This is a genomic window from Leisingera sp. F5 (assembly GCF_001593695.1).
In genome coordinates this window covers 1-1,936 of sequence record NZ_LUKH01000643.1, presented here as the reverse complement: position 1 = coordinate 1,936, position 1,936 = coordinate 1, and the positions used below count along the sequence as shown (strand labels likewise).

The window sequence follows — 1,936 nt, the reverse complement described above, 5'->3', positions numbered from 1 at the left end:
TCACCGGCGGCTTTACCGTGCGGGCCACCATCGACCACGAAATGCAGGCCGAGGCGGCGCTGGCGATGCGCGGCGGTTTGCAAAAGTATGACCGCTCGCGCGGGAAATGGCGTGGCACCGGCGTGACACTGGAAGAGGTGCAGCTTGCGGATGAGGCCGGCTGGCGTGCTGCGCTGGCCAGTGCCGACGTGTCCCGGGACATTGAACTGGGCGGCAAATGGTATCCGGCCGTGGTGCTGGAGGTTGGTGATAAATCGCTGACCGTCGGTGTCGAAGACAATGAGGGCACGGGCACCGTACCGCGCTCTGACATCAAATGGATGCAGGGCGGATTTGCCGCCAATTTCACCCGCGGTGATGTGGTGCTGGTCCGGGCCGAGGAAAAAGACGGCACGTTCAGCCATTGGTCGCTGCGCCAGGTGCCGGAAGTGCAGGGCGGCTTTGTCGCGATGGACGTGAACACCGGCCGGGTTCTGGCGATGCAGGGCGGTTTTTCCTACCAGCATTCTGTGTTCAACCGCGCGACCCAGGCGCTGCGCCAGCCTGGCTCCAGCTTCAAGCCGTTTGTCTATGCGGCGGCGCTGGACAGCGGCTACAGCCCGGCGACCATCGTGGTCGACGCCCCAATCGAGATCAACACGCCGCAAGGCCTGTGGCGGCCGAAGAACTCGACCAACAAGTTCTACGGGCCGACGCCGTTGCGCACCGGCATCGAGATGAGCCGGAACCTGATGACCATCCGCCTGGCGCAGGAGGTCGGGATGCCGGTGGTGGCAGGCTATGCCGAACGCTTTGGCGTCTATGACAACATGGGCGCCTTCCTGGCGAACTCGCTGGGGGCGGAGGAGACCACGCTGTATAAAATGGTGGCGGCCTATGCGATGTTCGCCAACGGCGGCGAGCGGGTGCAGCCGACGCTGGTGGACCGGGTGCAGGACCGGTTCGGCAACACCATCTACCGCCACGACGACCGCGACTGCATGGATTGTGCCGACCCCAATCTGATCCCCGGCCAGGCGCCGCGCATTGTCACCGACCGCGAGCAGGTGATGGATCCGATCACCGCCTATCAGCTGACCTCGATGATGCGGGGCGTGGTCGACCGCGGCACCGCGTCGAGCGTGATCAACCTGCCGGTGCCCACCGCGGGCAAGACCGGCACCACCAACGATTCCCGCGACGTCTGGTTCGTGGGATTCACCTCCAACATCGTGGCTGGCTGCTACATGGGCTTTGACCAGCCCCGGCCGATGGGCCGCGGCGCCTATGGCGGCACCATGTGCGGCCCGGTGTTCCAGCAGTTCATGACCAAGGCGACCGAGAAATTCGGCGGCGGCCCATTTGACGTGCCGGAGGGCGGCCACTTCATCAAGATCGACCGCTATACCGGTGCGCGGCTGCCCGACAATGCGTCAGGCGCCTATGTGGTGGCCGAGTATTTCCGCGACGGGGCCGAGCCGATCTTTGGCCTGACCTATGATGGCGGCTTTGCCATGGGGTCGAACCTGCCGCTGATCGAAGAAGTGCAGGAATCGGGGCGCCAAGTGACCACCTCCAGCGGCGGCACCGCCGTGCTGGGCCCCAAGGCGACCTTTGGCACCATCAGCTCTGGCGGGCTTTACTGAAGCAAAAGCGCCGCCTCGTGGCGCGCTGCGACCTGGCGCGCGGTGGCGCCATAGGTTCCTGTGCTCCAGCGCAGATCGGGCATGATCCGGAACAGTTCCTCGCGCACCGGAGTGTCCAGGGCTGAGACCGCTTGGGCGCCGGGATGAAAACTTTCCGAGGGTGCGCCTTCGGCATAGATGATTTCATGCTGGTCGAACAGGAGATGCACATAGGTGACAGTGCCGCCAGTTTCCTGGCGGACAGTGCTGCCATTGACCAGATGCACCGCCGGGATCAGAATTTCGTTTTCGTCAAACAGCAGGGTTGCGGC

Annotated in this window: 2 protein-coding genes; one reads left to right on the top strand and one right to left on the bottom strand. The window is 64.5% G+C overall.

Annotated features, from left to right (window positions below; genetic code table 11):
• A partial coding sequence (locus tag A2I95_RS34285; RefSeq protein WP_291736992.1) for a penicillin-binding protein 1A occupies nt 1–1,625 on the top strand: 1,625 nt, incomplete at its 5' end.
• On the opposite strand, the gene A2I95_RS34280 is transcribed toward A2I95_RS34285, so the two are convergent.
• The coding region (locus A2I95_RS34280; RefSeq protein WP_291736989.1) for a Hint domain-containing protein at nt 1,619–1,936 on the bottom strand (318 nt) is incomplete at its 5' end. The two genes, A2I95_RS34285 and A2I95_RS34280, sit on opposite strands and share 7 nt — an antisense overlap.